This window comes from Caballeronia sp. KNU42, assembly GCF_053760385.1.
Map to the genome: position 1 here is coordinate 16,208 of NZ_JBSNBT010000003.1, position 25,796 is coordinate 42,003.

The 25,796-nt window shown below is 58.9% G+C and carries 24 protein-coding genes and 5 pseudogenes; 9 read left to right on the top strand and 20 right to left on the bottom strand.

Going from position 1 to position 25,796, the window contains the following annotated elements:
* The first annotated feature begins 3 nt into the window (after positions 1-3).
* Positions 4-819 carry a class I SAM-dependent methyltransferase gene (locus ACSOSP_RS40330; RefSeq protein ID WP_455315550.1) on the top strand — a complete coding sequence of 272 codons (816 nt, stop codon included), beginning with the start codon at positions 4-6 and terminating at the stop codon, positions 817-819.
* A gap of 32 nt (positions 820-851) precedes the next feature.
* Complete coding sequence (locus ACSOSP_RS40335) at positions 852-1,397, top strand: OsmC family protein (RefSeq protein ID WP_455315551.1); 546 nt, start codon at positions 852-854, stop codon at positions 1,395-1,397.
* Positions 1,398-2,258: 861 nt separating this feature from the next.
* Here the strand turns inward: ACSOSP_RS40335 and ACSOSP_RS40340 are convergent.
* On the bottom strand, positions 2,259-2,531 hold the full coding sequence (locus tag ACSOSP_RS40340; RefSeq protein WP_455315552.1) for a hypothetical protein: 273 nt from the start codon (positions 2,529-2,531) through the stop codon (positions 2,259-2,261).
* Between the two features lie 326 nt (positions 2,532-2,857).
* On the opposite strand from ACSOSP_RS40340, the gene ACSOSP_RS40345 reads away from it, so the two are divergent.
* The gene (locus tag ACSOSP_RS40345; RefSeq protein ID WP_455315553.1) at positions 2,858-3,127 is read left to right on the top strand and encodes a DUF1488 family protein; all 270 of its coding nucleotides are present in this window, start codon (positions 2,858-2,860) and stop codon (positions 3,125-3,127) included.
* A 1,009-nt stretch (positions 3,128-4,136) separates the two neighbouring features.
* A pseudogene (locus tag ACSOSP_RS40350) lies at positions 4,137-4,342 on the top strand (helix-turn-helix domain-containing protein); the annotation flags it as partial.
* A gap of 49 nt (positions 4,343-4,391) precedes the next feature.
* On the opposite strand, the pseudogene ACSOSP_RS40355 reads toward ACSOSP_RS40350, so the two are convergent.
* From ACSOSP_RS40355 to ACSOSP_RS40375, 5 genes and pseudogenes are all read right to left on the bottom strand, one after another.
* Positions 4,392-4,643, bottom strand: a pseudogene (locus tag ACSOSP_RS40355) (hypothetical protein); the annotation flags it as partial.
* 115 nt (positions 4,644-4,758) lie between these two features.
* Complete coding sequence (locus ACSOSP_RS40360; protein ID WP_455315554.1) at positions 4,759-6,312, bottom strand: ATP-binding protein; 1,554 nt, start codon at positions 6,310-6,312, stop codon at positions 4,759-4,761.
* A 13-nt stretch (positions 6,313-6,325) separates the two neighbouring features.
* The gene (locus ACSOSP_RS40365; RefSeq protein ID WP_455315555.1) at positions 6,326-7,129 is read right to left on the bottom strand and encodes an alpha/beta fold hydrolase; all 804 of its coding nucleotides are present in this window, start codon (positions 7,127-7,129) and stop codon (positions 6,326-6,328) included.
* A 212-nt stretch (positions 7,130-7,341) separates the two neighbouring features.
* Positions 7,342-7,785 carry a response regulator gene (locus ACSOSP_RS40370; RefSeq protein ID WP_455315556.1) on the bottom strand — a complete coding sequence of 148 codons (444 nt, stop codon included), beginning with the start codon at positions 7,783-7,785 and terminating at the stop codon, positions 7,342-7,344.
* A 788-nt stretch (positions 7,786-8,573) separates the two neighbouring features.
* Positions 8,574-8,792, bottom strand: coding sequence for a hypothetical protein (locus tag ACSOSP_RS40375; protein WP_455315557.1), 219 nt, complete (start codon positions 8,790-8,792; stop codon positions 8,574-8,576).
* 780 nt (positions 8,793-9,572) lie between these two features.
* Between ACSOSP_RS40375 and ACSOSP_RS40380 the strand changes: the two genes are divergently transcribed.
* Positions 9,573-9,896 (top strand): histidine kinase, encoded by a 324-nt coding sequence (locus ACSOSP_RS40380; protein ID WP_455315558.1) that lies wholly within the window; start codon positions 9,573-9,575, stop codon positions 9,894-9,896.
* Positions 9,897-10,087: 191 nt separating this feature from the next.
* Here ACSOSP_RS40380 and ACSOSP_RS40385 read toward each other — a convergent pair whose 3' ends face one another.
* The 6 genes and pseudogenes from ACSOSP_RS40385 to ACSOSP_RS40410 form a co-directional block, all read right to left on the bottom strand.
* Complete coding sequence (locus ACSOSP_RS40385; protein ID WP_455315559.1) at positions 10,088-10,336, bottom strand: hypothetical protein; 249 nt, start codon at positions 10,334-10,336, stop codon at positions 10,088-10,090.
* Between the two features lie 54 nt (positions 10,337-10,390).
* Entirely contained in the window at positions 10,391-11,764 is a 1,374-nt protein-coding gene (locus ACSOSP_RS40390; protein ID WP_455315560.1) for a sigma 54-interacting transcriptional regulator, read from the bottom strand.
* Between the two features lie 402 nt (positions 11,765-12,166).
* Positions 12,167-12,307: pseudogene (locus ACSOSP_RS40395) on the bottom strand (sensor histidine kinase); the annotation flags it as partial.
* A gap of 180 nt (positions 12,308-12,487) precedes the next feature.
* Positions 12,488-12,919, bottom strand: coding sequence for a hypothetical protein (locus tag ACSOSP_RS40400; RefSeq protein WP_455315561.1), 432 nt, complete (start codon positions 12,917-12,919; stop codon positions 12,488-12,490).
* Positions 12,920-13,082: 163 nt separating this feature from the next.
* The gene (locus ACSOSP_RS40405; RefSeq protein WP_455315562.1) at positions 13,083-13,310 is read right to left on the bottom strand and encodes a hypothetical protein; all 228 of its coding nucleotides are present in this window, start codon (positions 13,308-13,310) and stop codon (positions 13,083-13,085) included.
* Between the two features lie 28 nt (positions 13,311-13,338).
* Positions 13,339-13,953, bottom strand: coding sequence for a TetR/AcrR family transcriptional regulator (locus tag ACSOSP_RS40410; RefSeq protein ID WP_455315563.1), 615 nt, complete (start codon positions 13,951-13,953; stop codon positions 13,339-13,341).
* 129 nt (positions 13,954-14,082) lie between these two features.
* Between ACSOSP_RS40410 and ACSOSP_RS40415 the strand changes: the two genes are divergently transcribed.
* From ACSOSP_RS40415 to ACSOSP_RS40430, 4 genes are all read left to right on the top strand, one after another.
* A complete protein-coding gene (locus ACSOSP_RS40415) occupies positions 14,083-15,081 on the top strand; it encodes an SDR family NAD(P)-dependent oxidoreductase (protein ID WP_455315564.1) in 999 nt (332 codons plus the stop codon).
* A gap of 249 nt (positions 15,082-15,330) precedes the next feature.
* Positions 15,331-16,077: an SDR family oxidoreductase gene (locus ACSOSP_RS40420; protein WP_455315565.1), complete on the top strand. Its 747-nt coding sequence runs from the start codon at positions 15,331-15,333 to the stop codon at positions 16,075-16,077.
* Between the two features lie 230 nt (positions 16,078-16,307).
* Positions 16,308-17,054 carry an SDR family NAD(P)-dependent oxidoreductase gene (locus tag ACSOSP_RS40425; protein WP_455315566.1) on the top strand — a complete coding sequence of 249 codons (747 nt, stop codon included), beginning with the start codon at positions 16,308-16,310 and terminating at the stop codon, positions 17,052-17,054.
* A 228-nt stretch (positions 17,055-17,282) separates the two neighbouring features.
* The gene (locus tag ACSOSP_RS40430) at positions 17,283-18,209 is read left to right on the top strand and encodes a LysR family transcriptional regulator (protein WP_455315567.1); all 927 of its coding nucleotides are present in this window, start codon (positions 17,283-17,285) and stop codon (positions 18,207-18,209) included.
* 26 nt (positions 18,210-18,235) lie between these two features.
* Here the strand turns inward: ACSOSP_RS40430 and ACSOSP_RS40435 are convergent, their stop codons facing one another.
* The 8 genes and pseudogenes from ACSOSP_RS40435 to ACSOSP_RS40470 all read right to left on the bottom strand — a co-directional run bounded on the left by ACSOSP_RS40435 (position 18,236) and on the right by ACSOSP_RS40470 (position 25,481).
* Positions 18,236-18,454, bottom strand: coding sequence for an L-histidine N(alpha)-methyltransferase (locus tag ACSOSP_RS40435; protein ID WP_455315568.1), 219 nt, complete (start codon positions 18,452-18,454; stop codon positions 18,236-18,238).
* Positions 18,455-18,456: 2 nt separating this feature from the next.
* Positions 18,457-19,500 (bottom strand): annotated as a pseudogene (locus ACSOSP_RS40440) (ferritin-like domain-containing protein).
* A 608-nt stretch (positions 19,501-20,108) separates the two neighbouring features.
* Positions 20,109-21,605 (bottom strand): pirin family protein, encoded by a 1,497-nt coding sequence (locus tag ACSOSP_RS40445; RefSeq protein ID WP_455315569.1) that lies wholly within the window; start codon positions 21,603-21,605, stop codon positions 20,109-20,111.
* Positions 21,605-22,228, bottom strand: coding sequence for an NADPH-dependent F420 reductase (locus ACSOSP_RS40450; protein ID WP_455315570.1), 624 nt, complete (start codon positions 22,226-22,228; stop codon positions 21,605-21,607). Before ACSOSP_RS40450 ends, ACSOSP_RS40445 begins: the two co-directional genes overlap by 1 nt.
* Before the next feature lie 2 nt (positions 22,229-22,230).
* Positions 22,231-22,868 (bottom strand): annotated as a pseudogene (locus ACSOSP_RS40455) (FMN-dependent NADH-azoreductase).
* 731 nt (positions 22,869-23,599) lie between these two features.
* On the bottom strand, positions 23,600-24,232 hold the full coding sequence (locus ACSOSP_RS40460) for a class I SAM-dependent methyltransferase (protein WP_455315571.1): 633 nt from the start codon (positions 24,230-24,232) through the stop codon (positions 23,600-23,602).
* A 60-nt stretch (positions 24,233-24,292) separates the two neighbouring features.
* The gene (locus ACSOSP_RS40465; protein ID WP_455315572.1) at positions 24,293-24,607 is read right to left on the bottom strand and encodes a hypothetical protein; all 315 of its coding nucleotides are present in this window, start codon (positions 24,605-24,607) and stop codon (positions 24,293-24,295) included.
* A 121-nt stretch (positions 24,608-24,728) separates the two neighbouring features.
* A complete protein-coding gene (locus ACSOSP_RS40470) occupies positions 24,729-25,481 on the bottom strand; it encodes an SDR family NAD(P)-dependent oxidoreductase (RefSeq protein ID WP_074268590.1) in 753 nt (250 codons plus the stop codon).
* Positions 25,482-25,796 lie beyond the last annotated feature (315 nt).

Below are 25,796 nucleotides of genomic sequence, written 5' to 3' on the forward strand. Positions count from 1 at the left end.
ACCATGGACAACACTCCCGTCGATTTCGCCGCCGTCAAGACCCGCCAGCAGGCCGCGTGGTCCAGTGGCGACTATGCCGTGATCGGCACCACCCTGCAAGGCGTCGGCGAGTCGCTCGCCGAGGCCTGCGACCTGTGCTGGGACGAGCGCGTGCTCGACGTCGCCGCCGGCAATGGCAATGCCAGCCTCGCCGCCGCACGGCGCGGCTGCCGCGTCACCTCGACGGACTACGTCGCCGCGTTGCTCGACCGCGGCGCCGAGCGCGCCCGCGCCGAGCGCCTGGACATCGTCTTCCAGGCCGCCGACGCCGAGGCGCTTCCGTTTGCCGACGCCTCATTCGACGTGGTGCTGTCGACCTTCGGCGTGATGTTCACGCCCGACCAGCCCCGGGCGGCAGCCGAGATGCTGCGCGTGTGCCGGCCCGGCGGCCGCATCGGCCTGGCCAACTGGACGCCGGACGGCTTCATCGGCCAGCTCTTCAGGACACTCGGCCGGCACCTGCCGCCGCCGGCCGGACTGAAAGCGCCGTCGGCCTGGGGTGTGCCGGCGCACCTGCGCGAGCTGTTCGGCGACGCTGTCGGCGAGTTGCGCGCAACGCCGCAGACATTCTGCTTCCGCTACCGCTCGCCCGAGCACTTCATCGAGGTCTTGCGCACTTGGTACGGGCCGGTGCACAAGGCGTTCGCCGCGCTGCCTGCTGACGGTGCCGCGACGCTTGTGCGCGACATCACCGACCTGCTGCAGCGCCTGAATCTCGCCGGCGGGCGGTCGCTCGTCGTGCCGAGCGAATACCTCGAAGCGGTCATCACCCGCCGCTGAAGGCGGCACGCCCACTCTGCAGGAGCCCAGCCATGAAACTCAGTGTCCAGGAGAGTCAGGCGCCGCTGCGTCGCCTGTACCACGAATCGCCCTTGGCGGCGTTGGTCGTCGACCATGCGCGCGCCGTCGGCGTCGACCCGTCAGACCCCTTTCATTCGCGGGTGGAGCCGATGGATGGCTGCGACGTGGCGGTGCCCGTGGGCGTGCACGGCGCGCTCGGCGGCCCTCACGACGCGCCGACCCCCGGCGACCTGCTTTGCGCCGCGCTGGCGGCGTGCCAGGACTCGTCGATCCGCATGGTGGCCAACCTGCTCGGCATCACGCTGACTGCGTTGGAAGTCCGCGTCACCGGCACTGTCGACGTGCGCGGCACGCTGGCGATGCAGGCGGATGTTCCAGTGGGATTCCAGACTCTGGTCTGCGAGGTCGCATTGGCGGCCCTGGAGGGCACGCCGCCCGAACTGCTGGACAGACTGTGCGCCGCCTCCGAGCGCTGCTGCGTGGTCCAGCAGACGCTGCGCCAGCCGCCACCGGTGCAGACCCGTTTCACCTTCGAGCACGCGCCCTCCGTCGGCTGATGTCAGCCGCCACCTTGAGGAGCGGATTTAGGAAGACGGATACGAGATTACGCCCTCATGGAGATCGATCGCGCGGCAGACGCTGCCGATGAGGTCGCTGGCCCGGCGGGGTTTGAGTTCAGGATGCCTCGCTCCACGGCAAGAAGCACCTATGTCGCCAACGGAGTCAGCAGAGTCGACGCAGCAGCGGCTGACGTCGCCGGTCTCGACTCGGAGCGAGGCGCTCCGGTTCCGCTTGCCGGGTACCGCGGCGAGCGTCCGGTTCCGGCAGTCCGGCTCCGACCGGCGACTGTCTCTTCAGGGGTCGCCCAGAGACACTCGAAACATCCGGTTCAAGTGCTTAGTCTCCCTCCGTATCGTCGGACAGTAGCGGAGTTCACTGCTGCCTCGCTGCGCCAGGGCGTCTCAAGAAGACCCTTCGGCCGAAGTACCACATCCGTCGGCTGCCTGTGACTCGCAATGGATATCAGCGCTCTTTTTTGCGAGTAACTTTGGAGGCCAAGCCCCCCTTCCGAGGGGGCACGTAATGCGGGTACCCCGGGGCCGGCTGGTCGGGCATGCTGAGTACAAGGTCGCCGCTGCAAGCTGCGCGCCGTCGTTTCCGATACCGATTGATTGTTGGGAGCAAGACCATGTATCTCGGCATACTCGTCTCACATGCTCGGCAGAACCAGGAAATTGAAACATGGCGTCGCGACATGACGACGCTATGCGCGGAAAAACGTTCACAACCTCTCGCGGCGCTGGGGCGGCTGCTGAGAGCTTGTTGTCATCCTGCTCCGCGGCAGCAACTTAAGACGGTCGGCGCTCCCGCTGCGGGGCCAAACAGCTAGCGCCCGCCCGTGGTGCTCTCTTTTGCGATTAGTCCCCGAACGGGTTCCCGGTGTCTTTCAATTCAGTATTGAGGTTGTATTCCGCACGCACGGCCTTGAGCACTCCCTCGATGTCGCGGTCGAAGCCGACCGCGTTGCCAAAATGAGTCATGTTCCAGTTGCAGCCGGTTTTGTCAGGCTCCTGTAGCTGCGGCCGCGGCACCCGAATCTTCACGCCATCCTCGACGATTTCCTGCAGTCGATGGATTCGCCGATTGACCTCTTGCTGTAGTTGCGAGGCATTGAGCATTTTTCGTCGCATTGGAGTCTCCTTCCTGTTGCTCGAGTCAGTCTAGCGCAACCGGCTCGGCCCGCAACCTGACGCCTTTGCGAAGCGCTTGGACCATAAGCCGCGGCCCTACGCCAGCTCGTGCGGAATTGTGAAACGCAACCGCTCCTAGGTCGTCAAGACGCGGACGAATAAATGCACGATGGTACGTGCATGCACATCCGGTCACCTGAGGGGGGTAGTCTTTTCAGGGTAACCGGCCCGACCCAGCACGCCAATTGTCGAACCAGGCACCGGATACGCCGGCGTCATTGCGGCCTTGGCTCGCATCTTCAAAAGTACGATAGGTCATTGCAGCTATGGATATTCGAATCTCCCCCGACGCCGTTGTTTCCAGCGACCGAAAGGTGGTCGTCTTCGATGCTCATTTTCGTGAACGATCCGTACGATGCTCCATCGCGCGGGAGGTGTTGGAGGTGTACTTCTGGGTGCCTGCAGGCGCAAGCGATGCGCGCTTGCTAAATGCATACGTTCACGGCCGCGATCGGATTGAGGCGATAGTGAGCCGAAAACTTCTCGCAACACCGGGCGAAACGATTGGGCTAAGCGTGGCTGACTTCGCGCGATGAATCGCGCGCAAGTGCGAGCAAGTCGTTTGAACTAATGCCCGTCGCTTCGCTCCTATTTGTCAGACACCGACGGACGAGGTAGTGATGCGGCTTAAGTTAGGGACCCAAGTCAAGCTAACAGACGAAAGAATCCAGCAGCTTGATAGCCGCTCCGCAAAGCGGTACCGCGAGCGCGTTGGCACTGTCGTCGGTTACCGGCCTGGCGCGAAGGGCCCGCTCGTTGAATTCGACGCGGACGAACAACGGCGCTCCGAGATACTGCAGCACGTCGCGCCAGCGTACTTAATCGTATTATCGGTCTAACAGCGTCAAAGAATCCCTGCGGGTGCCGGTACGGGAACGGAATATCGCTTCAGGCTCGACTTTATTACGACAGGAGACGTGCCAGGCGTCTGCGGCTTTTCTTGCAGAGAGGTAATTTTTCGCGTCTCTGCCGCGTTTTATCAACGACGGGATGCGTTGACGCGGAACCGCCATTCGAAAGAATGAGGCGGGGAATTTACGTCCAGTTTGAAAGGAAAAGCATCGAGGGACGCAAGGAATAGCAACAGAATACCCGGAAGCAAAACACTATTAGGTCGCCGCGCGCAGTTGGTCCAAGCGATGTACCCGAAATTACTTCCTCAAGTGAATACGATGCTCTGAATGCTGCTCCGCAAATTCAAGGTCGCATTCACGACCGCCCCTTCGAGCCAACCTGCGCGTAAGTTCGATATCACGTCGTTAAACGTCTCCGGATTTCGGAAATTTTCGGCTGACCGAAGGTGATTTAAGTTCGTGGACAACGGCGCTGCAACCGGCGACGCACATTGTGTATCGCTCGAAGACTGGAAAGCACTCCGTCTCTTAATCCAATCCCTGTCAGCTAATCAATAAGGATACCTAACATACTTAAAAATGATCATTCTATTTATGTCAAATTAAATAGATATGCTTGTCAACTTGCGCTCTGCGGGGAGTCAATAGTGCGCAGCCTTAGAGTGAACGCATGACCCACGATTGCGGGCAGCTGGATCTCGATGCCAAAACGGATCGAATCCAGACCGCATTGGTCTACGCGAAAAGCAATTTGCACATTCCCCTGACAGTGGACAGACTCGCAGAAGCTGCCAATCTGAGTGTGCGGCAGTTCACTCGCGCATTCCGTGAAGAGACGGGGCAGACACCTCGAAGGCTGTGCAGAATCTGCGCCTGGAAGCAGCGCGTCTACGGTTAGCTTATTCCTGACAGAAACGACCCCAGGAACACCCTTCGCAACCTCAGCAGCTTTTGCCGCTTCGGCGTTGGCCGGTACCGTACGAGCGAACGTCACGACGCCATTCTTCACGCGCACGGTTAGCGCTGCCATAGAGATTCCTCCTGCTGTTTTGAGCGCCCTCCTGACATCCCGGGCCAATTGCCGGTTTGACGGTTGCGCCATCGAACTCGATGCCTGCTGTCCCACTGACGCTCCACTCATCTGCGTGGAACTTGTCGGCCCCTGTGCCAGCGCTGTTCCACAGGCTACGCCAAACATAAGCGTCGTCCCTGCGCACCGACTGCCCGAAAAATGCCCATGCCAAGAAACCAAATACACCCGGTTCAGAGGTCAGCAAAAAACGGTCGTTAGCGTTTCCTTACCCCCTCAATTTTCACGCTCTATTGAGAATATCTAACAGCTTTAAATAATCGACTGGTTTTGTCAGGTGTAAATCAAAACCCGCCGCAGCAGCGTCAAGCTTGTCTTGTTCCTGGCCCCAACCCGTCAACGCGATTAGCAACATCTCGCGGCCGTCGGAATGCTGCCGAATCTGTTTCGCTAATTCGTAGCCACTGATGTCGGGAAGGCCGATGTCCAAAAGGATTATTTCAGCGGGCGACTCGCGCGTTAGTTTCATTCCCGCAGCGCCGTTGTGTGCTGTTTTCACATCGTGCCCATCAATCTCCAGCAACATGGCGAGGCTAAGCGCGGCATCCTCGCTATCGTCGATAATCAAGACACGACGACGTTTGCCAACAGGGGTTTCTGGTGTTGTTGGGGTTTTCTGAGCCGACGGATGATCGATTTGGTCAAGCGTTATGGGCAGCCTGATCACAAACTCACTTCCCTGACCGATTCCTTTGCTCGCCGCTTCGACCGTGCCGCCGTGACGCTCGACCAAGGCGCGCGCCAATGACAAGCCAATGCCTAAACCACCTTGAGCGCGCGAAAGCCCGCTCCCTAGCTGCGCAAAAATTCCGAAAATGGTGGGCAGATGTTCGGCCGCGATTCCAATACCGTTATCCCGAACAGTCACTTTTGCTTCGGCCCCGTTACGTACAGCAGCGACCTCAATCATTCCGGCGGTCGGCGTGTATTTGGCCGCGTTATTGACCAGATTCTGAATAACCTGCGTGAGCCGGCCAGGGTCGGCATCGAGAATGATCGGCTTGTCCGGCAAGTTCAATGTGAGTGCATGCGAGGACGCATCAATAAGACCGCGTGAGCTTTCTATCGATTGTTGTATGACTGCGTTCAGGTCCACTCGCTCGCGTCGCAGCTCGAGCTTTCCTTCAGCAACGCGCGAGACCTCGAGCAGATCATCCACTAGCCTCGCGATCTGGCCAACTTGACGCTCGAGCACACCGCGGGACCAAAGCACCTGAGGGTCCTGAAATTCTTTGTTCTTGAGCAGCTCGACCACTGCTTGGATCGGGGCCAGCGGATTGCGCAATTCGTGAGCAAGCGTCGCGAGAAATTCGTCTTTGCGGCGATCGATCGCCTGTAACGCCAGTTCGGCCTGCTTCCTTGCCTCCAGCGACTCCTCCGCCTTCATGCGGGTGGAAAGAAGCTCCTGTTCGTATTTGTCGCGGTCAGTGACGATGACAAACGCGAAGTCGTCAAATTGCGCGTCGCCGACGCCTCGGCGCACAGCGTTAATCAGCATCGGCACTTTGTGACCGGCACTGTGGCGAATATCGAGCTTTACTTCGGCCACCGAGCGCTGCATCAGCAGCAACGGCGCCCAATGCGTTTGATGAAATACCTTACCGCCGACAGTCAGCAGGTCCTGAATTCGACGACAGTTGATCAATTCAAACGCTGCGAATCCGCACCAGCGACAGAACGTGGCATTGGCGCGAACAATGGTGCCGTCGATCGTCGTCGTGACAAGACCGCAGGGGGCTTGTTCATAAGCATCCTCGATGGAATTGAGCGGCAGCATGGCCCCGCCCATCTCAGAGCCCAAGACTTTTCAAAAAAGCCTCGGTTGCGTGTTTGCTTGGGCCTGGTGCACTCAGATGCGGACAGTGACCTACGTTTTTGACGATGCTCAATGTGCTGTTGGGAATCCTTTCGTGCATGTATTGCCCCACACCAACTGGCGCAAGCAGATCGTCGTCTGACTGAACGATCAGCGTTGGAGTGGTAATTTTTGACAGATCCGCGCGATGGTCAGCGAGAAACGTGACTCGAGCGAAATGCTTGGCAATTTCGGGGTTCGTGCGACAAAAGCTATTGGTCAGCTCCGCACTCATCTCGGGCCCGTTCGGCGCTCCCATAATGGCTGGCGCCATCGTGCTCGACCAGCCCAAATAGTTGCTTTCCAGTGTTTGGAGCAGCTCATCGATGTCGCTACGGGTAAATCCGCCCGCGTAAGCCCCATCATTGATGAACGAGGGTGAAGGGCCGATCATGACGTTGGCCGTGAACTTTTCCGGTGTCTTGATCGCAGCAAGCATGCCGATAATCGCGCTCACGGAATGGCCAACATAGATGACCGGCCCCTCGGCAAACTCTTCAACAATCTCCAGTACATCTGCCGCATAGCCATGAAGCGACCCATATTTCGTTCGGTCGTAAGCTGTGAGGTCGGAGTCGCCGCCGCCAACGAGATCGAACAAAATGGTTTGATAGCGACCCGAGAAGCTCGGGGCAAAGAGACGCCACATGTTCTGATCGCACCCGAAACCGTGCGCGAAAACGATTGTTGAAGGCCCGTCACCCTGCACATGGACGTTATTGCGGATTTGGACGCTCATGCACACGCTCGAGAAATTTGATAGTCCTCATTGTTTCACACTTTTTTTCACAGGATGTTATTACCGACTCAACGTTATTACCGACCCTAACATTCAAGAGGAACAAGGTGCGATGTTATGCGTGACACGTTGTTAGGACACGGCAGCATTCATCGCTGGCTTGTATAGTCCCCTTCGCAGGTTAGCCGTTCCAAGTCGGGATTGGACGCGTGCTATGACCCCATTTTATTTGTCAGGCCCGTGATGAGGCCAAGCAATTGGGTCGGCGGCTGACCTTTCTGGCAGTACGCGTCAAATTCGTTTCCGGTGAGATGGCGGAGCACTTCTGCTTCATCCAGCGCGGTAAAAGCAATGATCACATTTTCGCTAGTCCGCGGGTCCCGGCGCAACGCAAGAGCGGCTTCAAAACCAGTGAACTCAGGCATCGAGATATCCATGATGATGACCTGCGGGCTCCAGGCGATGCTCACAGAAATCGCCTGAAGACCTCCGAACGCCGTCTGACAATCCATCATCTCAAACGACAGGTAGGTTGCCAGAGCCTCAGCGGCACTTTGATTGTCGTCAACGACCAGTACTCGCATCCGCGCGCCATCTATCGGGATGCGTCTGTTGGTCCAGGGATGCGAGCGTGATTTCTTATAAGGCAGGTGCATTAAAACTCCTCGCGTATGCTTACAGCACCGCATGTGCCTGCGCCGACCTTTTTCGATCTCCAGGTTTGTATAGCTTTGCATTGTCGCAAACTTATTGACGGAGAAAGCCAAAAAACGGAACCCGGTTTTTCGCAAATAGGATTTCGGTTTTCCTGCACCGATCCCGATTGCTCTGTCGTCTCCGAGGAACGAACTTGTGTCGTGCACGCCCGTACTGGCGGATCGCCGTTTTTGCTAGCCCGCGACTGCTGCTGCCACGAAAATCGCCATTTCCCGTCCAACATTGGGTATGCGATGGATTTGATATTCGCCGGGATCCGTGTCTCTTGTTGGGAATATCGACCGCAACGGGCCGTCGACTTTCCCAACAAGAGACACGCTCGGTCGGCGCACAAGCACAACCCAGCCACTCCGACGTAAGGGTTCATTGTGCCGCGACATTGTCGAGTGAGCCGTGATTTTCGTGCAGTGACCCAATCGTCAAGAATGTTGCGCCTCCTCCTTCGACCGGATGTAGGACACCTGTTCTCCTCGTTCACTTGCAGATGGATCTTGCTCGCATCATCTACGGTCGCTGCCCAGCTCACCTATACGGCGACCCGCCTGTATCTATCCGAGTGAGTCCGAGCGGTGCCATGTGTTGATGCGTAGTACGCTCGCGGTTATATTCGGTTCGACTAGTCCGCCTCTAAGTTTTCCAATCTTGTGCTTACACCGGATTCCAAACGACACCAATTCAGCTTATGGAACTACCGCACGGGCTGGAGCGATATCGCATCGCGCGAATATCAACCATGGCTATCCACCCACGCACGCGCCCAGTCAAGCCCGGCATCCTGCGCCGCCTCTTCGCTATCAAAATGCCCAAGGATGCCTGAGCCCTCGATGAGCTTGTTGCTCCGTGTGATGGTTCCGCTACCGGCGTACCGCTCCAGCTGCAGAATGTCGTCTAGTTGCAAGATAGCGTGACCCCAAATGCTGTACCCCCGATAGCACTCTGATTCCATCAGCGCAAGACCTCCGCAAGCGAGCTGCGCGAATCGACGCGTGACTCGCTGCTACCATCCTTGGCGAGCGCGGTGAGCATCACTGGCATTCGGTATTCGCAAGGGGTCACTTCAGATCTCCGTATTTACTAGTTGAGGCCGCGCGCAAGCCACGTGTAGTGCATATTGATGACTATGAGAAACAGAAAATCGGGCGAAATCGGCGCATGTCCTTCTTGACCTGGTCACGATTGCGATCATACTGGAAATATATGCGATCGATTTCGAGGCACGCATACTCGCAAACAGATTTCATTGCGGACCTCGTTGCAACGATCCAGAGACAACTCACCGGTCAGTCGATTCGCACTGAAAACGCAAACGAATGCGTCGATGCGCAAGTCATTTGGTTGCGACCAAAACGTCAGGCTAATCACTATTTGTATCGACTTGAGCGGTCAAAAGGGCGAGTGAGGAGTCGCATTCAACCTTAGCGCAGAGCTAGCCCCACGGTTGAGATCCGCGTCGCCTCAGAGTGGACATTGTCAGCTCACGGATCGCGAAGCTGTTAATTACCAAACACTCCCTGACGTTATTCGGCATCCGTGATGTCTATCCAGTCAACAGTTCGAGGACGGTCGAGCGTTCGCCCACTGTAGCAAACGCGAGGTCGCCATGAGTTTTCGCGCGTACGAAGGCAGTTCGCTACAGTGTGCCCTGTGGAATCGAAAGACCATTCACGTATCTGCGGACGACCGAAGAGTTCTTGTGGTCCATGCGGATTGGTCTGTAGGCGGTTCGATGACCCTGCTCCTGGAACTCAAAGGATTCAACGCTACTCTCTCGACAGACGTGTTCGCTGCGCGAGGAAGCATTGCGATTTCTGACCCGCATGCCATCTTGTTAGATACACGGGTGGGCGGTGCCAAAAACTACGACTTCGCGAAGGATCTATGCTGCAGCGAACGCGCGACGAAGCGATTACTGATCGCGTTGAGTAATTTTTCTCCGGAAGAATCCGTGGACCATCTCAAGAGCGCCGGATACGACGGACACTCCAGAAGACCCTGCCCTATGTGGCAAATCGCTGATTTGCTAGACAGTTTCTTCGAAACCGAACTGTGAGGATGGGTGATCCGGCGACCGCGCGATAGATGCAGACTCTCCGGGTCGACACGACGGTCAGCACTATTAGTATCGGCGGGATCACCACACTCGGCGCATTTGCTGGTGGCGGATCCCCACGCAGACGGCTTGCGTAAGCGAAAGAAACGGTGCTTGTGCCCACCGCAGGCGCACATTCACCGCACGTCAGTTCAGGCGCCGAAGTAGTTGATGACCAGCCGTCGCGCGCCGAGTTTCGAATCCGTGATCCTGATCTCGCGGATACGCCTTGCACGTATATCGGTTAATAGTCGATCCAAGCCCGCAACCGTGTCACAACGGTACGCGTGCGTGTCGACCTGGATGTCCTTGCCAGCTTTGCTGACAAGGTCGGCACGTACCCGGGATAGCTGGGACATTACTGAATGCAGGCCGGTCACGAAAACATACGGTTCATTCATGAAATACAACTCGTCTGAGTGCGACGCAGTCCGCCACTGGATGGCGACAGCACATCACGCGGCAGGTCTCGCATCCTGCGCCAGCACGGCGCTTAGATCGGCGCGCAAGCCATGCGCGTTGAGCAAGCGATACAGCGTGACACGCGAAATGCCGAGTTCCTGCGCGGCGTCGCCAAGACGCCCGCGATGGCGCAGCAAAGCGAGTTCGATGGCCTGCCGTTCCGCCACTTCCCGTGCCTGCGCCAGCGATACCGGCGCAACTTCGGCGTAGTCACCAAGCTCGAGATCGCGCGCACTGATCTGACGCCCTTCCGACATCACGATGGCGCGGCGCACGCGATTGATCAGCTCGCGCACGTTACCCGGCCAGCCATAGTTATGGATAGCGGCAATGGCATCGGGCGCGAAACCCCGCAGACGCCGGCTCGCGTCCTTCTTGAAGCGGTCAAGCATGTGCTTCGCCAGCAATTCGATGTCCTTTCCGCGCGCTCGCAGCGGTGGTTCATCGAGTTGCAGCACGCAAAGACGGTGATACAGGTCGGCTCGAAACCGTCCTTCGATCATCGCGGTCTGCATGTCGACGTGCGTGGCCGAGAGAATGCGCACGTCTACGGGCGTGGAGGCAAGTCCGCCGAGACGCTCGACCTTTCGTTCCTGCAGAAAACGCAGCAGGCTGGCTTGGCTTTCCAGCGGTAGGTCACCTATTTCGTCGAGGAAAAGCGTGCCGCCGTTAGCCGCTTCCACGCGGCCGATCTTGCGTTGATTCGCGCCGGTAAACGCACCGCGTTCGTATCCGAACAGCTCGGACTGCAAGAGATGCGAGGGAATCGCACCGCAATTGATGGCCACGAACGGCCGCTCTCGCCGAGAAGAACGTTCGTGAATGGCTACTGCGGTCAGTTCTTTGCCCGTGCCTGATTCGCCCGAGATGAAGACCGGCGCATCGGTCATCGCGACCTTGCGCACGGCACGGAACAGAGAAAGCATTGCGTCACAGGAGCCGATCATTTCGCCTCCGAGATGACCGTCGGCTGCATCGCCCAGTACGTTCACCTGCAATGCAGCCATGCCATATGCATGGCCCACCGCATCGACCAGACGATCATCCAACGTGGGCAGCGTGATGTAGTCAAAGCAGTAGTCTCGAATCAGGCCGCGCACGATTGTATTATCCAGGTCTGCGCGATACCCGAGTGCTACCCAGCCAGTAAGCGCGTTAGCAAGCAGCGCATGAAGATAGGGAACGTCAGCCGGAAATTCAAGCGAGGAAAAATCCAGAATTCCAACATATATAGGCTGGTGCGTTGTCTTCGGCACGATGCCGGGTTCGATCGGCTCGACGGTCCAGGAACGCTCGTGAAGACGGGCGTGCAAACGCTCGTCGAGCGCCCAACCAACATAGTAAAGTGCCCTCTTTTCCCCACCCATGGTTTTCTCTCACTGCTTTATTGTGGGAGAGAGTATGCCCGTTGAGACTTGGTCCGGATATCCGTGGCAAACGTTAAACATGATTTGATTCTTTAGATCAGTTTAAAGACTTGATATTGAGAATTGAGGGACGTTTTGCCGCACCGGCCGGGCACGCAAGGGATAAAGGAAAATAGTGCCAGTATCGCGATGTTTTTACCGTGCTTTATTGCTCTCGGTGTTTATTACTTGTCGACGACCATGAAGAAAACGCCATGGACAACTTTGCCTCTTTTTATTTGTACCTTCGAGTCGCGGCGTTTTGCTAGAAGTCCTCGATAAAAATGCAGCAGTTGGTCAGCGCGGAGCAGATGACAGTGAAACAGTACGATCAGTCATATCGATATTTAGTCGGCAGCACGCTCATTGCGGTTTTGCCGGAATCAGCGGAAAGCGGATTTCGAATATGGTCCCTACGCCTTCGCGGGAGACAAAATCGATCTGCCCGCTTAACACCCTGCAAAGCTCCTTGACGATCGCGAGACCTAGACCGGTGCCAGGAATAACCGACTGGGCGTGTGCTCAACGACACAGCACGCCGCGGATGATCAGGATCGCAGAGTCCTCGCAACATCCGCGAGCCGGTGAGGTTTAGGGATGAGCATGGCCACGTTCATCCAGAGCTCGTCGGGATAGTGATTTGGTTCGTGACGGTTGATCTGGTTGATCAGAACCGTCCAGCGATCAGCGAGATCTCTCAATGTTTCCGGGTAGATCGCCTTCACATCGCCCCCCGTCCGTTAAGCGAGCATGATCGCATGCGAAACAGGGGCACGCCATGCGGAACGCGCCGAGTTGAAGATCCGCCAACGTTCGCCTAGGTTGGTTGCGGCGCTCTTCTTCCAGCGCCTGCTGATAGGCTTCTTCGCTCTCGTAGCCAAGCTCGAAAAATGTGAAATCGTCCGACATGTCGTTCGGATCTCCGCCGAGCGCCACATACACGTCATCGACGAATTCCTCGCACACTCGATGCCATTCAGGGGAATCGACGGGGAAGTCGTCAGGGTTCTTCTTGCCCCGGGCCTTGCGGATCGCCGCCACCGACAGGCCGAGGGACTGCGCTTCCATGTCCACCGAGCCGCCGAGGATGATTTCGAGGGGTTTATTGTTTTTCATGGACTGGTTTTCGGCGTCCGCGCACGAAAGCTTTAGCGCCATCTAAGGCCTGACACCGGCATCGAGAGGCGAATTGACCCCCGTGCAAAGCGTCATCGGCGTAGCGCAACGCCGCTTCTTTCGAGGAAAAAGCCTCCCCGCATTGGCGAGCACGCCGAACCCCTCACTCAGCGGGTCGGCGCATCGGAGGCACATCTGGCGGCTCATGCTGTGACGCTTCGAATTGACGCATCCGATCCTTGACTTCTGCTAATTCCCGCTCGATAAAAGCTATCCGGTCCAGGGTGTAGTCAATGCCCGAGTAATTCAGTGCTTCTGACCACATCGCCACTTTTTTCATCAGACGACGAAACACCCCGGGTCCGCCGCTCACGTCAGTTGTCGTCGTCATTGCTCAGTGAATTGGTTCCGATAACCCGTCAGCCGCGCCGCGGCAGGAGCACCAAGTCGGCCGCTTCCTCAGCATCTTTGAGGAGCGTCTTGCGCGGCGTGCCTAGCTGCGCTCGCATGGTCAGCCCACGCGCTAAATCCGTGACTTGGGTTGCGCGCGCGGCTACGGGAAAGTCAGAAGGGATTTCTCCCGCGCTGATCCCGTCCCGGAAACGGCGCTCCACCAGCGTCGCGCCGCCCGCGACCGCGCTTTGCAGGAACCGCTGAACCTCGGCGTCGTTCACAAGCGGTGCGACGCAAATCATAAGGCAGCCCCGAGCGGACCCTTTCTCGGTCGCACTTTCGACGGCGTACCTCAGAAAGCTCGCGATCGAGTCGCGAAGACTCTGTGGCGAGAGGAGTGCCTTCGCGGCTGATGCGCCCTTCCTCTCTGCATACGCCTTGAGGGCGCGCAAAAATATCGCCCGCTTGTCCCCGAAGACGGCATACAGGCTCGGCCGTCCCACACCCATCCCGGCGACGAGATCGTCAATCGTCACTCCGTCGTAGCCTTTCGACCAGAACACCTGAGTCGCCTTTTCCAGCGCCCCCGTCTCGTCGAAGGTGCGCGGTCGACCCACTGGCCTTGCGGTATTTTGAATCATTTGGTTCAAAACTCATTGACAAATTTCATTGCACCAATATATAACTGAATAGTTCGAAAATAGCAAGTCGGTCCTGGCCCTGCGGGGCCTCACGACTCGGCCTTCACCCCTCACCACACGGAGACGCCTATGGAACATTCGATCGCGCTTGTCACCGGCGCCACCTCCGGGCTCGGCTATGCCGCAGCTCGCACTCTTGCCGGAGAGGGCTGGCGCGAGATCATCATCACCGGACGCAGCCTGGCTCGGGCCAAGGAAGCGGCCGCTCAACTCGCAGCGGAAACTAAAAGACAGGTCTTCACGCCGCTGGAGCTGGAGCTGGACACGCCGGCCAGCGTCCAGTCTGCGCTCGCCGACCTAGTCAAACAAGGTCGGCCGGTCGATTTCCTGCTGCTCAATGCCGGATTAGTCCCAACCAAGAAGCGCGTGATCACTGCGGCGGGCGTTGAGGCTTCTCAGGCCCCGCTGATCGGCCATCATCAACTGACTGTCGGGTTGCTTCGCGCCAACCTGCTGAGCCCCAACGCGCGGATTGTTATCGCCGGCGCGGAGCCTGCCCGGGGGGGCGTACCCATGTTCAAGTACACCGACGTGGACGCATTCGCTGCCAAATACCACCAGGGCGACCTGACCGCTGCTATGGAAGCCCTGCTGCGCAACGGGCCGAACGTGAAGTACGTGCCCAACAATGCGTATGCTGACGCGAAGCTCATCATCGCTTGGTGGACCGCGGCGCTGGCCCGCCGGCTGCCCTCCGGCATGGCCGTGTACGCCGTATCGCCCGGTGGGGCGACCGACACCAAGGTGGTGCGAAACGCTGGCCCGTTGTTGAAGTATCTGTTTATCCCGATCGTGAACCTCGTTCCTGGCATGAATCAGACGCCAGAGACCGCGGCCCGTCGGTACCTCCAGGCGTCGGAGTTCGGAACCGACGTCTCAGGGCAATTCTTCGCCTCGGCTCAAGGGAAGTTCTCAGGCCCAATTGAGGCGCAGCGCCACCCACACCTCCACGATGGCGCCAACCAGGAAGCCGCCTGGCAGGCCGTCGTCAATGTCTCCGGCGTCAATTTATCGCCTGTCAGACCCGCGTCGCCGTCGGCTCCGCCGAAACAAAACGGCTCGTCGTGACATAGAAAAAACTTCGTCGTCTTTCGCAGCAATGTAAGAGCGGTGTGCTGCAGGAGAGCCCGATCGCGGCTGAGCTGATCCCGGTAAGCCGAATCAGCAGGCGATTGCGGCGCTCCATGATTGTCCACGGGGTCCTACAGTATTTTGAAATAAATAGTTCAAAAATCCTTGACCACGGTCATCGTGCCTATTATCGTACCGAACAGTTCGAAATAAGCAAAGCGACCCAGCGTCGCAAGGAGAATACACATGGAACGGTATCAAGGTAAAAAAGTTGTGATCATCGGCGGCACCAGCGGCATGGGGCTCGCTACGGCGAAGATGCTCCTCGATGGAGGCGCGCGTGTTCTAGTGACGGGTCGATCGCAGGCTGGGCTGGAATCGGCACAGAAAGAGCTTGGGAATAACGCCATCGTGGCTTCGAGCGATGCGCGGTCGTTGACGGACATCGACGTCCTCGCCTCTCGGGTCAAGGCCGAGTTCGACACCTTCGACCTGCTTTTCGTCAACGCCGGGTTCAGCATTCCAACGCCTCTCGAGAGCGTGACCGAGGCCATCTACGACGAGATGTTCAACCTGAACGCCAAGGGACCGTTTTTCGCGGTGCAGAAGCTCGCGCCGCTGATCAACCGGGGAGGCTCTGTCGTCCTCACGACCTCGATCGCGAACGTCAAGGGAATGCCCGGCCAAGCCACATACGGAGCCGCCAAGGCTGCGCTGCGATCATTCGCCCGGGTGCTTGCCGCTGAGCTTCTTCCTCGGGATATTCGCGTGAACGCGGTGACGCCCGGTCCCATCGACACGGGCATCCTCGAAAAGGCGTTCCCCGACAAAGATGCGGCCGCCCAGATGAGGGGACATGCGAGCGGTATGGTCCCCATGAAGCGCTTCGGGACGTCGGACGAGATCGCCAAGGCCGTCCTCTTCCTCGCGTTCGACGCGACCTTCACGACCGGCGCTGAACTTCCGGTCGATGGGGGTTGGTCGCAACTCTGAAGGCAATGCCTTGCAGCATTTTCGATGGTGTTAGGTTTAGAGATGAGGCTTTTTTTTCAGCACATCAAGGGAGCAAAGGACCGCAAACAAGGTCCTGGCTGGCCTCAGAGTGACGGTCGCGGCGGTGCACGGGGAAATAAATCGAATGTCCGTGATCGAAAGAGCAAGGCGTGTCATCCGCGTCGAACCCCGCCGTCGATCGCCGGCGGCCTAACCGAGAAGGAAACAACATGCCTCAACTGAAAAACAAAATTGCCGTCGTCACCGGCGGCAGCAGCGGCATCGGCCTCGCGACCGCCAAGAGGTTCGTCGCAGAGGGCGCCTACGTGTTTATCGCCGGCCGCCGTCAGGCCGAGCTCGACAAGGCCGTCACGGAGATCGGCTCGAACGTCACCGGCGTAAAGACCGACATCGCCAAGCTCGAAGACCTCGACCGTCTTTACGAGACCGTCGCGAAAAGAGGCAAGATCGATGTGATTTTCGCCGGCGCGGCCTTTGTCGAAAAGGCGCTGACACCCGAAGCCACGCCGGAACACTTCGACAAGACCTTCAACACCAACGCACGCGGCACTTATTTCACCGTTCAGAAGGCACTGCCCCACTTGAATGATGGGGCCTCCATCATCCTCGTGGCTTCCGCCGGAAAGAACAAAGGATTTCCCGGCCGCAGCACCTATAGCGCCAGCAAAGCGGCGCTCCGTTCGTTCGCCCGGACTTGGACCAATGAGCTCAAGGGTCGGAAGATCAGGACCAACGTGTTGAGCCCCGGCGCGGTCGACACCCCGATGTTCGACGAGCAGTTCCCGTCCAAGGAAGGCGCCGCCGAAGCCAGGAAGCAGATCACTGCGATGACGCCTCTGGCGCGCTTGGCGCGTCCCGAGGAGATCGCTTGCGCAGCGGTATTCCTCGCCTCTGACCAAAGCAGCTACGTCGCCGGTATCGACCTTCCGGTCGACGGCGGCCTGACGGCTGTCTAGACTGAAAAGGACTTTGCCGTACCCGACCTCCGCATCCCGCTACACGCATAGCCAGGAGACAATACAAGCTCTCCTAGGTCACTGAACACTTCCGCTTCGTCCGATACGTTCGATTCCCCGCTCTGCCCCGTCCGCTCTAGCGTGACTGACTTTATTCTCTGGGATCTCTCTGAGAATCCGGTATATTGCGATGCGAGACATCGCTCTCAGAGATAGATAAAGGCTTATATGCTCGACGGCGTATCGCTCGACCAGCTCAGAACATTCATCGCTGCGGTGGACGAAGGAAGCTTCTCCGCGGCGGCTCGACGCTTGAACCGCGTGCAGTCCGCAGTCAGTGGCTGGGTGAGTGCTTTGGAGGAGCAGATCGGCATCACACTATTCGACAGGTCAGGGCGTTTCCCAAAACTAACACCTGAAGGCGTGCTCCTTCTTGCGGATGCGCGGGCCATCGTGTCGGGTGTTGACACCCTCAAAGCTCGGGCAAAGCTCATGGCCTCGGGAGTCGAGGCCGAGCTCTCCGTGGTGTTCGATGTCTTCTTTCCTACTGCCGCCATCAGCGAGGCAGCCAGAGCGTTCGCCAAGCGCTTCCCGTTGACGCCGTTACGGATCTTCGTGGAGGGTTTGGGTGCTGGGTATCAGCCGGTACTGGAGGGGCGCTGCACGTTGGGAATCCTCGCCTCACTCCCAATGGACTTCGCGTCGCTGGCTGTTGACCGCCTCGGCACCGTCCCGTTGGTGATGGTTGCTGCGCGTGGCCACCCGCTTGCAAACTTCGAGGGCCATATCCCCAAGAAGGAACTCTCCAAGCACGTACAACTGGTCTTGACCGATCGTTCACAGCTGCTCGCTGGCCGCGACTACGGGGTCCTATCGTCTACGACCTGGCGCTTGGCCGATCTGTCCACGAAATATGCGTTGCTCAAGGACTGTGTCGGCTGGGGAGGGATGCCTCTTCACATGGTGGAGAAAGACATCGACTCCGGTGACCTGGTCGCCCTTGACGTCGATGGTGTCCCGCGCGCTGGAACCATGCTGACCATTTCTGCCGTCTACCCAGCCGCAGCGCCTCCTGGTCCCGCCGGCCGCTGGCTCGTTGAGCATCTGAAAGACTGGTCGAGCGCAAAAGAGTCGCCTGAACCCGCAAAACTCTAGCGCTAGGCGGCGGCCTTAACCGAAAGTCATTCGACCTCGCGAGCCAGAAGGTAGACCGCAAAGCCCGTCTTGCCGTCATCGTGCCACGACCGCACACTGCTCCACCCTGCGGCATGTGCCATCCTGACGAAATCCGAGGGCGAATACTTGTAGCAGTTCTCCGTATGGATGCATTCACCGGCCGCAAACTCAAATTCACAGCCGCTCACCCTCACCACCTGCGCACGCTGACTGGCGAGATGCATCTCTATCCGAACGCGGCGCGCGTCAAGCAGAATGTCAGCCCGGCCCGCACGCCTGGATACTCGGGAATAGCTGGCAAGCTGGTCAATGCAAGCCCCACGTCTGCGAGCGCGTGCATGGGCGTCATTGCCTGCGCCATGACGACGGGTCGCGGCAGAAGGCAGTTGGCGGTATCACTCAAGAGTGCCAACAGTCGCAGCATCAGGAAGTAGCTGCTGTTGCCCACGTCCAGCAGGGAAATGGCAGGCTCGCTGACGATCTGTATGTGTTCTTCGGTTGTCACCGGCGACCGCATCACCGGGTTGCGCGCCACGTCGCGGTACGGCTTGAACGCGGGGCGATCGCTCGACAACGCCTGCCACTGCTGTCGAATTGTGCGAAAGCGAGCGTAGTGCGACGTCTCGTGGCACACGCGCGATCCCTCTCCCTGTTCGACGATCAAGTCCAGTGCCCTCGTCACCTGGGCCACCGTGGAAATGGCGCACAGGCTGGGCAGGAAGACATCTTCCTCTGTCAGCTGCGCAGCCAGGCTGCCGACGAACAGGCCTTCTTCGCCGAGGCTCGCAGCGAGCGGCGCGAGGCTGTCGGCGATGGCTTGGTACAGTTCCCCGACCGTCTCGTAGTCGCCGCTGGTTTCGCTGACTAGGTTCGCAATTTCCATGTCACGCGAATACACGCGCTTGTCGATGTTCGCACCGTCCGTTTCGTCAGCCTCCCTCGCACGCTCCACTTAGATGAAATGGTCGAGGGTGGCAGCGTCGAAGGGCAGCAGCGCCACTGCGACGTCGGCAGGAAACTGACCCGGCAAAGCGGGAAAATTGAAGTGCCGGTAATGCGGTCGCGAGCCAACGGCCATCAGCAGATTGTTGACCAGCGCGAGATGAAGCATCTCCTCTGTGGCGATGGCAATGATCTCGCCGCGCCAACGCTTGACGGCGCTCAATTCATGCTCGAGCAAATCTTCGTCGACCCCTTGCTTGAGCGAAAATGCCGCGTACAGATAAGTGCACATGAGGCAGTGCTCGATTTCGGCGGCCTCGGCAAGCATGGTGATCAGCTGGTCGCGGTGGGTTGCAGGCTGCAAGTGGTCCTCTGAGGTAATTGAATTCGAGCGATGCAGGTGCTTGCGGATCCGTGTCACGGTCAGCAGGACTGCAGAAAAGCAAGCAGACCGCCCGTTGGCGTGCCGAGCGTCCGGTGACCGCGTGCAAGTTGGCGCCGTGAAGCTTGCCGAACGGCTGCGCAAAGTCCGTTATCGAGAGACGCGTCAAACCTGTGAACAACGAGAAGTTTGATGTGCCCGGAACTCTGTCGGCGCCGCAGAAGGCGGTGCCACCTTTCAAAGCGTTCGCTCGGCCATGAACCTTCCCGGGTGGTATCGGTCTCCACGCGCAAACACCAGGCCCAGTGGCCATCAGGAGCGGCCGCTTGCCCGCGAGTTCCACCGCGCCTGCTCCGCCTATGGCCGCGCCTCAGCGGTCCGCGGACAGCACCGCAGTGGGGTAGGTCGGCTGTCACCCTTAGCCGACTCAAGACTGCGATGGCGGCCCGCCCCCCGCGGAGCGGTGGTATCGGGAAATCAGCATTTTTGAGTCACGCTTGGTGTGCACAGACCGGTGCGGAGGCGCCCTGGAGAAGCCAAACGAGTACTCGCGGCTATCGACGCCGCGTGTCTGCTCGCGCGTTCCGATGTGCACGCTCGTCCGACACTCGCGGCTCGGATGCTCGCGCCAGTGCTTGCGTGTCAACGTACTCCCGGATGTTCGTCACCTTGCCATTTCGAACGGTCATGGCAAAGACGAAATAATCTTCGAACGGCCTATTTGTGGCCTTCACTTTTCCCCTAGCGAGGCCAGTCATCAAGACCCGGTCTCCCTGCGCGACGAATTCTGGAGGCTCGGGGAATGACGTTTCCAGACCGGAGGCCTTCTGGAGCAAATCCTCCAGTCCGGCATGCCCGCGATGCGTCCCGGCCAAGGCCCAACCCTCGCCCGGAACGATCCACTCGATATCTTCGGCGCACAACGACAGCAGACGTCGTCTATCGCCGCTGCCCGTTGCTGCAAAGAAGTCTTTGACGACTTGGACGTTCTCTTCGATGCTCATCGAAAGCTCTCCATTTTCTGACCTATTCGAATGCTTATGGACCGGCGACTGAGGACGCAGTGTTGTCGCTTCGAACATCGCAAATCGCCCCCTGCTTGGGCCATGATTGGGATCCGGGGCTGGCCATGGCCACGCACCGAAGCCGGTGCTTCGATAATCGGCGTAAGCGTCGCGAATCTCATCGAGCGTATTCATCACGAAGGGTCCGTGCAGCACAACGGGTTCGCCGAGCGGCCGGCCTTGGAGCAGAAGAAAGTTGGATTCCAGCGAACCGTTGACCAATTCAAGCGGCGCAGAACAATCTAGCTCGACGGCGGATCCCGATTCGACGCGAAACCCGCCGACGCTTACGGCGGAGCCGCTATAGAAGAACAACTGTCTGCGCGTGTGGCGCCCCGATGCCGCCGGCAGAGTCCAGGTCGCGTTCGGTGACATCTTCACGGCCCAGACGGCCATATCGGATTTTGGATCGGCTGCCCAGGAGTCCGGCGGAGGTGGTGGGGGCACCTTGCGCCCGTCTTGGCCATTCAAAGCCCCGACGATGCAAGTGACTTCCGTACGACCAGTCCTACTCACGAATTCGGCGCGTGGAACCTGCGGTTCCCAGAACATGGTGAACTTCGGATCAGCCATTTTCTTCTTTGCCGGAAGGTTGAGCCAAATCTGGATGACCTCCGCTGTGTTGGGCCCATCTGGATTGAGCAGCGGAAACATCTCGGCGTGGACGATTCCGCGTCCGGCCGTGAGCCATTGCACATCACCCGCGCCGAAGCGGGCGCTCGCACCCAAGGAGTCCGAGTGGTCCACCACGCCCTGCCCCATGATCGTGATCGTCTCGAAGCCGCGATGCGGGTGGGCCGGAAAACCAGGCACAGTCTTGCCGAAGTACATGCGCCAACCCTGCGCGCTGCTGGAGGCGGCCACGACCGGACCCAAATCGGAATTGCCGGCCGGATAGTGGTCGACGTGATGCGCACAGAGGAGAAAGGGATCAATGGTCTGCCATGGGGATTCCAATGGTTCGACTTTGATGATCGGATTGGTCATTAGATAATCCCCCAGACGAGCATCGGAGCCGCCAACTCGTCCAGCATGATGAGGTTTTGAAGAACAAGCGGACCGCGATACCGCAGCAGGCGACCGCCTTGGTCGACGCGGCCAAGCACGATGGGCGCGAACCCGAGTGCCAATACGAGCGAGGCGACTTCGGCGTTTGCGTCTTCGTGATTTCCGGCCACGAACATCACCCGCCGTCCCCGCCCCTCTTTGGGCGCGCGGGCCAACAACGCCGCGGGCAGTTGATTGAATGTCTTGACCACCTTCGCTCCAGGCAGGGCGTTGGCCACGAAATCACTGGATTGAAGGCCCCCAAGCGGTTCGAGGTTCATTTCGCGGTAATTCATCGCGTCGATGACCGTCTTGCCGCTCCAGTCCGCCCTCGCTCGTGCTACAGCTTCATGCGAAGAGAAATGCATGGCAAAGATGATGATGCTTGCCTCCAGTGCTTCCTTGAGCGTGACGGGCCGAACTGCCGGTCCCAAGCGATTCGCCAGTGCGACGAGCGACTCGGGACCGCGCGTGTTGGTGACTGCCACTTCAATGCCATGCTCGGCAAACTGCGTTGCTAGCGCCGTGCCGATGCTGCCCGATCCGATGACGGAATACTTCATGATCAGATCCGATGGTTGGTAGAGACCTGGCCCCAAGCGGTAAGGGCCGCGATGTCCTCGGAAGCACGCGCAAGTGCCGCGTCCTTGGCCTCAGGCCCGATAGCCAGACCCTCCGCTCGAACGATCGTGACGTCTGTCATGCCGAGAAAAGCGAGCAATCCGGTGAGGTAGCTTTCTTGATGATCGAAGGCTGCGGACGGCCCGTTGGCGGGATAGGAACTGCCACGCGCCGACGCGATAAAGGCCTTCTTGTTTTTCAGCAGACCTTCAGGGCCAGCGGCTGTATAGCTAAACGTCTTGCCGGCTACGGCGATGCGGTCGATCCAGGCCTTCAGGGGTGTGGGAATCGAAAAGTTGTACATCGGCGCGCCGATCACAACAATGTCTGCTGCCAGCAGTTCGTCCAGGTAAGCGTCGCCCTTAACCAAGTCCTCATTGAGGGTTTCGTCTTCGCTGACCTCGCCCATGCGTGCTGCCATTGCGCCCCAGAGAGGTGGAGTGGTGGATGCGCCGCCAAGTCGCGGTACGTGACCGCTAGGTCAGGGAGGAGAGCGAGCTGCCGGGCAACGATCTCGGCGGACAATCGACGGCTCGCCGACACCGCACCGAGCACGCTGGAATCAAGATGAAGAAGCTGCATGGTAGACCTCGCGAATGAATGGAAACGAAGCGTTCGAATGCCCTGATTTTCAATGGTGCGACCGAAGCGGGCTCGTGAGAAGCCCTGATATTGAGAACCGAACCATCCGTTTTAGCGATGGATAGTGCTGGTGCAACTTGGAAAGCGTGCACACGGCAGAGAGTCTTTTCTCGCTTGAGACCGGCCAAGCGCGTGCCGCGTCCATGTGCTTGGACGGCAGGCCGTAGTTCAACGCGTGCGCAATACTTGTTGGCCATCCAGAAGTCGAGACTGGTCAACTGGCCCCGAGTCAGGAAGACGGTATATTGAGATGCGATTCATAAAGTAGTGCGAATGAAAGCAACTGCATGCTCGATGACGTCTCTCTTGATCAGCTCCGCGCTGCGCCTCTTTGTCGAAGGACTCAGTGCCGCGTACGAGCCGTCTGGTCCGGTCGGCGGCTGGTGTGTGGAGCGGAAATCGAGGTGGTCCGGCCGGCCGCCAAGCATCGATCGAAGCCAAGCACAATGCCGCGCTGACCAATCTCGCCCTGAAATCAATCGTTGCATCGCGCTATGGCTTTCGAGGTTGGCCGCGGAGATCCGGCCATCTTCGATGCTCGTCACCGGCGGCATTGTTGCAACGCCATGGCGCAGCCGTCATCCGCGCTTGCCGGGCTCAAAGTTACTCGGATCGCATCAAGTTGTTTGCGCCCAGTTGCGAGTTCGACATCAAGTGGGCGGCGGGACTCGTTAAGGCTTCACAAATCGATAGGCGAAGCGATCGGTATAACCCTTGATCGAAGGGTCGAATACCTTGCTCGAGTGCAGGTCGTCCTTGTTGGCGAGAACGGTGCTTTCCGCGTCCAGTACGAAGCCTGCCGCTTCCACCTCCTCGCGCACGGACGCAGGGTCAATCCGATGCAGCGACTGGGCGTTGCTCATGCCCACCCCGGCGGCGGTGGCGTGATCGACGATGACATAGTACCCACCGGACTTCAGACGCCCATAGACGGCTCGGTTGAACTCCGCCGCCGTCGCGCCTTTGGCCTGCATAAGCGCAGTGTGGAGGTCGTGGTAGAACAGGTGCAGCCACAGGACATCAGCCGGTCGAGTGGCCTCCGGCATCGCCAAGAGGTCCGCCGAAACGACCTCGACGTTCTCTCGACCCGGCTCCTTCGCAAGCGTCCGCATGAGGCCGACCGGATCGTTCTTGAAGTGGGCGACTTCGGCCGGCACGAAGCTGTAGACCCGTCCTTCGGGTCCCACGACGTCTGAAAAGAGACGGGTCCAGTCTCCGTCGCCCGGGTAAACGTCGATGACGGTGGCGCCCGCATCGACGCGTGAGAAACGGATCAACTCCGCGAGCTTGGATTGGTCGTACATGGGATCTCCTTCGGTAGAGAATTCGATGAGCGTATGACGTGCAAGGCATCGGTCCACGGCTTATTCGCCATAGACCGCGAAGAATGCCGCTAAGGCCAGCGCTGCCTGCGTGTCAATGTACTCCGGGATGTTCGTGATCTTGCCGTCCAGGACGGCAGTGGCAAAGACGAAATGGTCATCGGCACCTCCTCGGAGGCCATCTGATATGCGGCCCCCACCCAAGCGCGTCCGCGATGCGTTCCACCCAACGGCCAATCGCTGCCGGGGATGATCCACTCGATGCCTTCGGCAACCAGTGTCAACATGCTGTCCTATCGCACGGCTGATCGCGACGAAGAGATTCCTCACGGTCTGGACCTTCTTCTCGGCGCTCATAGCATCGCCTTTGTTTTCTTTTCCATTTCCGCGGTCGGATCGCGCTCGATCGGTCGCATACGTCGTGTCGCTACCAATGAGAGCGGCGTGCCCGTAAGTCCAGCCACAGGACCGCGCCGGGTCAGCCCTGCGCCATGCCCCCATCGACGGGAAGATCGATACCGGTGATGTAAGAACTTTCATCAGAGGCGAGGAACGTGACTGCTGCGGCGATTTCCTCGGGCATGCCCCTGCGGCCCATTGGGATCTGCGTGGTGAACTGTGCGACTGCTTGCTCGGCCTGTTCAGCGGTGAGGCCCGTCGTAGTCGCCAAGGCCGGGGTGTCGATTGCTCCGGGGCTCATACAATTCACGCGGATCTTGCGGTCTTTCAATTCCAAAGCCCAGCCGCGCGCGAAGTTGCGCACAGCCGCCTTACTCGCGGCGTAAGCAGTAAATCCTGGAAGCCCGAGCACGTTCGAGACCGAAGAGTTCAGGATAATCGAACCGCCGTCTTTGAAGAGGGGAAGGGCCTTCTGCACCGTAAAGAACATTCCCTTCACGTTCACGTCGAAGGTCTGGTCAAAATGGGCCTCACTAGCTACCGCGAGCGGTGCGATTGTCCCTGCGCCCGCGTTCGCGAAGAGAATGTCGATGTGACCATGTTTCTCTTTCACGACAGCGAAGAGGCGGTCCAGATCTTCCAAGCGCGACACATCGCCCACGACCGTCGTAACGTTTTTCTTAATGAGCGTGGCGGCCTCTTTCAGCTCTTTCTCTCGGCGCCCAGTGATTACGACATGCGCACCTTCATCCACGAAGCGCTTGGCTGTGGCCAAGCCAATCCCACTGCTTCCGCCCGTGACGACTGCAATCTTGCCTTCTAAGTTTTTCATGATCTTTCATCCTTTCGTAATTGAAAAGCGGGCTCCCACGACTGGCGGAGCCGAAGTCCAGCAACGGGACGACGACCCAAGCTCCCCGCTAGAGGCGCGAGAGCTTGCAGATCGGCCCGCTGGCCGAACACGAATGGTAGGAGCGCACCGGCCTCCTGAGAAGACGACATATTGAGATGCAATCCATCTCTTCTGTAGATGGACGCCACTTGCGGGCCCGATGAACTTCATGCGCTGACTGTGACGGCGGCTCTGCGGACGAGACCGCAACGAACGGCAAGTGATCTCTCTCGCGTTGTCGACGGCAAGGATATC